The following is a 5,941-nucleotide window of genomic DNA, read 5'->3' on the forward strand; positions in this document are numbered from 1 at the left end:
GCAAGGTGATTTTTTGTATAACTTTCGTTGCCGCACCCGCATAGCGGGTGGTTTTATGATTCGCGACTATGTCGCGAACCAGTCTAAAGACAATAATAATAATGCACCCCTAACATATAATCTAATGTTAGGGGTGCATTTTAGTATACTGTAAGATTATGGCTTTTTTTGTACCATAAACTTACTGACTGCCTTATACACAATTAAAATCAATGCAATTTCTAAAGGGAAACAAATGATATTTTTAATAAGACGTCCAATAAATATAGCAGATACTGCTTTGTTATAAAATATTGTGAGCCATATTGTATTTAATATCAGATGTATACATACAGTAACAATCATCTCCGGTAAAAGCAATTGTTTAAATGTAACATTACGTCCGTGTAAAAAATACCCATACACATAGCCTACAAGAAATTCAGATATGATAAAGCCGGGAAAGAATACTCCTTGTCCAAATAAAGACATACCTATAAAACAGGCAATAGCAGCCATTATACCTGCTGCCATAGGCCCATAAAGAATACCAAATATAGCGGTTGATAAAAATCCAAAGGTAATATGTATAAATGTAGTATGAATAGCAAATATATAAGATAGTAAAACCGTCAATGCTACAAACATTCCTGTCTTTACAATCATATCAGTTTTCATAAGAAGTACGACTCCTTTTTCTATCCTTCCACTCTAAATACATATGGCGAATAACTTGAATTGGTGATATAAATAACATTCTAGGTCCACCATAGCGCATGATTTCACGTATTTTTTCACGATACGTAGGCGCATAGCAATGCGTTTTACATACGCTGCAGAAGGTCTTGCTTTCCATATGAGGACATACATCTATACGATGTTCAGCATATTGCCAAACTTTTTGACACTCCTCACAGAGTTGTCCTTTAGGAGTGTGGTGCTTATTATGACAATAGATGCCAATAATCTGGTACATAGTTTTTAGTTCTAACTTACGTTTCTCATCAACTGTCATGTTTCTCTCCTATTTCACAGACCATGAAACCCAAGCCACCTTATCAACAGTCTTATTATGGATTTCTCCATCAATAGCTAGTGGCTCAATGAGATTTCTAATCTCTTCTTTCATGTCTTCCATGTCTCCCCATCCATTATTATGAAGTCGCATGGTAAAATAATTAACTGCCTTTTCAAGAGACATAACCTCTGTTTCAGGAACCGTTTTATAAATTACTTTTACATTATGCCCCATCTCATGGATAGCATCTAAACACTCTTTCATCTTGCCATCCCATGGGAAAGAATCACGACCAAAGAAATGTTCAGATAGCATATCTACCATTTCGTCACTCCGTTCGCTAAATGCAATCCACAAACATTTATCATTACTTGCATCGTGCATGGCGCGAATATTTTCTACATCAAACATTATTGGGCAGAAGATACTGTATGCCAAGTCAAAGCTTTTATCCCAACCTAGTTCTCGACGAGTTTCATCAGACCAAGGTCCGATATATAAGCTAAGATCTAAACCTTCTGTCTCTGCCAATTGTTTAGCACCGCGAATCATACCATCAGATAAATCGATACCAGTCGCCTTATAGCCTTCCCGAGCTAACCCAAGTGCGTAGTCACAAACACCACAGCCTACATCAAGTGTACGACCATTCGATGAAGGTAATAAATTTTCATCCTTTAAGAAGGCTAAAAAATCAGTGACCTGTGCCTTACGATCCTCGCGATTGTGCATTTCTACAAAGTACTCGGAACGATGGTTCCATGCGTCTTGCTCATCGCGCCAAGTTTCGTTGACCGTGAGCTCCTGTATTTTATTTGTCATATTATCCCCTCTAAATAGCTACATCCTCAAACGGATGAGTTATAGATACATATATAAGTAATTTTCACTTAGTTAAATTCACTATGTAATTTAACGCTCCCCTATATGTCCTAGTGTTCCGGCTAGGATGTTCAGATTTTCATATAGCTATCCTTATTGTACATCATTCTCAAAACAAAATGTGTTACCCAAATCACATTTATTATATTATTTCGATATTATTAAATATAAAACTCTATATCGACAGATTATCAGCACCTCAGCTTATGTATTTATCTATCTCTAACTAGTTCATGCATATATCGCCATTTATATCTCTCCCCTTAATACAAACAAATAGCGCTTCAAAGTTGATTATACAAATTATTTCATCCGATACCTATTTTTATTATAATAGAAATAAGAAGGAGTTAAAAATATGGGAATCTATATAATAATCCTAATGTTTGTATTAGTCGGCATTGCTGTAGCTTTTGCTACTTATAACCTATCTATAATTAGGTCTATGCCTCCTGAAGAACGTTATAAACTTCTTTACTTTAAAGATGATCAAGTGTCTATAGGCATTGGATTAATGAAAAGAACCTATAAATTAAAAGATATTCGAGAAGTACGCTTCTCTAAGGGCAAAAAATTCCGCAGTATGGGAAGCTGGGCAGGCAGAATGAAGATTTGCAAACTAAATGGTAAGAAAAGTCGTTGGATAGAATTTGATGGTACGGTCTATTACAAAAAGATGGTATATATAACAAATGAAGAAATCATTGATAAATCAATAAATATACTCATGAATGAATTTAGATCTAGAGGAATTCAGTGTAATAAATATAGATAGTAAAGTTAGAACACTAAAGTACGCTAAATTATGATATACGAATATATAATTCTCTGTCCTAAAGACTATTTATAGACATACAAAAAGGCTCCTCGAAATCGAGAAGCCTTTTATTTGGTGCGCCTAGCAGGATTCGAACCTGCGCACCCGGTTCCGGAGACCGGCGCTCTATCCCCTGAGCTATAGGCGCATGAATACCTAAAAATTATACCATATTACGCTATGGTTCGATAGTATAAAGTATATAGAACAACTAGGATTATACAGAAAGACCCCTATAGTTAAGCATCTTGTTAGATAACTATAAGGGCTATCTCTATTATATTCTTGCCTTAATCAATTCTAGTAAAGCATCACAGCTCCGACTTATATCGTCATAGGTTTCGTCAAAGTTTCCCGTATACCAAGGATCCTTTACATCACGGCTTTCACCAACGAAAGACATTGCCTTGTAAACCTTAGCATCTACGTCATCCCCAATAATATGCTTTAAATTACGCGCATTATTTTCATCCATAATGATGAGATAATCAAAGTTATGATAATCCTCCATTGTCACTTGGCGTGCCTTGCGACGAGTATAGGGAATACCCATTTCATCTAATTTCTCTTTAGTCCCATAATGAGTATCGTTTCCTATTTCTTCACGAGATGTGGCAGAGGATTCGATATAAATAGAATCGCTTAAGCCTGCATTATTAACAATATGTTTCATATAAAACTCGGCCATTGTAGAACGACAAATATTACCATGACAGATGAATAAAATATTAACCATTATAACTCCTAATGAATAAAATCTTAATCATAAAAAACTCCTTATATACTAATGGTCCTTACAGCATACGCTATAAGGACCATTAATGCAATATTCAATTAAAAATTATGTCGTATCCCAGCATCAATGCGCCATGTATTTTCTACAGTAGCACCAAAGTTTTTAGTGAATGTACCATATAGATATGTACTAGGACGGACACTCCAAGACCCACCAATTTCAGCATCAAGCCATGTATCCTTCAAATCTACTGTTGTTTGTACTGTTGGATTACCCGGCGCGGAATATGTTGTATTTGCCTTACCAGAGAATTCATGCGCTAATGCTAATTTAGCGAAGATATTGGATTTTTCTGTTTCTTTCCCAATGCCAATACCAAGTCTGCCTACAGCAGAGTTCACAGCATCAGCTTTCACATGCATAGAACCACCACCGACAACAGAAGCATCATAGGATACACCATTCAAACGGCCTACAATAAATTCTACACTAGGATCGATGTAGAAGCCATTTTCCTTCTTAATACGTTTACCATATTCAGCGCTTAAGGATGTGCCATATGTATGGTAATCACCGTTTACACGTTGTCCACCTACGGAGTAGAGCTTATAATCATTGGATAATCTATTACCACGTGCAATAATATCTAAATAACGACCATCATCATGTTGTTTTGTGCCATATACGGCGATGCCGCCAAGTTTGCCATCACCACTACCGTTGGCATATGAATTACTAGATGTACTGTAATCAATAGCGCCACCGAAAATCCACCCATTAGAAGCCTTATGATCGTAGCCGACTTGTACACCATTATACGTCATATGTGCATCAGCACCATCTGTAATTTTAGATTTACCGCCTATATATTTCGCCCATACACCTTTGTTTGTATTAGCTAAACGAAGATCTCCTAAACGGCGTTGTAAATCATTGGTATTACTCTTCCATGCCATAGCGGTCGATGTAAGAGCAGATTTTGTGCCACTTACCAAGGATGATTCACTAGCACGATTAATCTTTGTCGTATCTCCCACAACAAGGCGCCCCTGTGAGTCAAAATGATTTGCACCAAGCTCTGCAACAGCACCTGGACTGGTAATACCTTCATTGATTTGAACAGTTGTACTCAGTTTCTTATCATTGCCAGTATATTGTAATTTATCAGCTAAGGCTTGTATTTCCTTACGGTAGCTATCATCATTAGTCAAATTAGCTCCATCGCCTTGCAACGTAATATGGCTATTATCTGCAGCATGTTCAACAACGATATTCCCCTTTCCATTTTCACTAGCTGGAACACCGGTCTTGTAAACAGCATTCACATAGCCACTATAATTTTGAATTGTAATAGGTCGTGCATCAATAGGATGAAGTATACCGGCTGCCGATGGACTTGATCCACCTACGAGATTGCGAACCTTACTGCCCTTATATAGATATGCTGCATTATCACCAGATGGACGTTCTCTTTTAGGGGTAGGACGCTCCATACCAATCCATTCATTATTCCAAGTTCCTCCATTTTGTAAGTAAATGTCAGCACCAGAATTATGCGGGTTCTTATTGCTTTCAGCATATTCATTTAGTACGGCACCCGTAAGTTTAGAATTAGATGTTGTAAAAGCTAATGCTATATTCGTTGGCGTTTCGTTATGATTTGGATCACGTCCATAATCCTTATTAATTAACCCTACATTCCCAACAGCGACCAATTCTTTAGAACCTGGATGTTTTCCGTCAGAGCCTGTATTAACGTATACATCACCCTCTTCTGCCACCACAGAGTAAGTATCAGAAGTTTCTAAAGGATGAGTGATGATACGTCCACCACCATCAACAATGATATGACCACGTTGATTAGCTTGTAAACCGACACCGATAGCATCGATATCTACATTGCCTTTGACGTGAATATTAGTATCTCCATAATCTCTATCAGGATTGTCCTTGCTGAGTCTTGGCACTTTACCGCCGTAACCAGCATACACAGCGCTCATATAGTAATGACCGAGTTCCCTTTTTGAGGCTGGTGCATCATTCTTAAGACGTACAATCAAATCTTTATCCACCGTCAATTGTGATCCAAATCCATTATAAATACCTGATACATTTTTAGTTTTACCTGTATCTGTTAAGCTTTTACCATGCACATTAACCGTCAAGGTATCCTCTATATGCTTGACTTCCGGTTGTGTTTGTACCGGTGACCCCATTGTTAAGCCAAGCAATTCCTCCGCTTTATCACTTGTGGCATTAATTTCTGTAGCAAATGCAGAGCAGGTCATTCCAGTTAATACCAACGCAGCCATCACAGCCGATACATTTCGTTGTAATTTCATAAAAATCTCTCTTTCTTACCTCGCTTAATACGAGGCTCTCACAGAACGCATTTATACGTACACCCTAAAAATCATAACCACCCGTAGAACGGGTGGTTTGCTCTGACCCTATAAGGGTCTTTATCTAGTGGTGGCCCTCTAAAGAGGGCATTGAATGATCTGACAAC

Annotated in this window: 6 protein-coding genes and 1 tRNA gene; 1 reads left to right on the forward strand and 6 read right to left on the reverse strand. The window is 37.5% G+C overall.

Annotation, left to right across the window (positions count from 1 at the left end):
* Window positions 1-156 precede the first annotated feature (156 nt).
* From KH286_RS09435 to KH286_RS09445, 3 genes are read right to left on the reverse strand one after another with little or no spacing between them, the layout of a single operon-like run.
* A complete protein-coding gene (locus KH286_RS09435) occupies window positions 157-657 on the reverse strand; it encodes a folate family ECF transporter S component (protein ID WP_118091664.1) in 501 nt (166 codons plus the stop codon).
* Entirely contained in the window at window positions 647-994 is a 348-nt protein-coding gene (locus KH286_RS09440) for a nitrous oxide-stimulated promoter family protein (protein ID WP_004696632.1), read from the reverse strand. The genes KH286_RS09435 and KH286_RS09440 overlap by 11 nt, the downstream gene beginning before the upstream one ends.
* 9 nt (window positions 995-1,003) lie before the next feature.
* Window positions 1,004-1,819, reverse strand: a complete 816-nt coding sequence (locus KH286_RS09445; RefSeq protein ID WP_118091663.1) for a class I SAM-dependent methyltransferase — start codon at window positions 1,817-1,819, stop codon at window positions 1,004-1,006.
* Window positions 1,820-2,237: 418 nt separating this feature from the next.
* On the opposite strand from KH286_RS09445, the gene KH286_RS09450 reads away from it, so the two are divergent.
* Window positions 2,238-2,654, forward strand: coding sequence for a hypothetical protein (locus KH286_RS09450; protein WP_118091662.1), 417 nt, complete (start codon window positions 2,238-2,240; stop codon window positions 2,652-2,654).
* A 115-nt stretch (window positions 2,655-2,769) separates the two neighbouring features.
* On the opposite strand, the gene KH286_RS09455 is transcribed toward KH286_RS09450, so the two are convergent.
* From KH286_RS09455 to KH286_RS09465, 3 genes are all read right to left on the reverse strand, one after another.
* Window positions 2,770-2,844 (reverse strand) — tRNA-Arg (locus KH286_RS09455).
* 129 nt (window positions 2,845-2,973) lie between these two features.
* Window positions 2,974-3,432: a low molecular weight protein-tyrosine-phosphatase gene (locus tag KH286_RS09460; protein WP_118091661.1), complete on the reverse strand. Its 459-nt coding sequence runs from the start codon at window positions 3,430-3,432 to the stop codon at window positions 2,974-2,976.
* Window positions 3,433-3,530: 98 nt separating this feature from the next.
* Window positions 3,531-5,774 carry an autotransporter outer membrane beta-barrel domain-containing protein gene (locus KH286_RS09465; RefSeq protein ID WP_118091660.1) on the reverse strand — a complete coding sequence of 748 codons (2,244 nt, stop codon included), beginning with the start codon at window positions 5,772-5,774 and terminating at the stop codon, window positions 3,531-3,533.
* Window positions 5,775-5,941 lie beyond the last annotated feature (167 nt).

Origin of the sequence: Veillonella parvula, from assembly GCF_018378075.1 — a bacterium.
Taxonomy (GTDB): domain Bacteria; phylum Bacillota; class Negativicutes; order Veillonellales; family Veillonellaceae; genus Veillonella; species Veillonella parvula_K.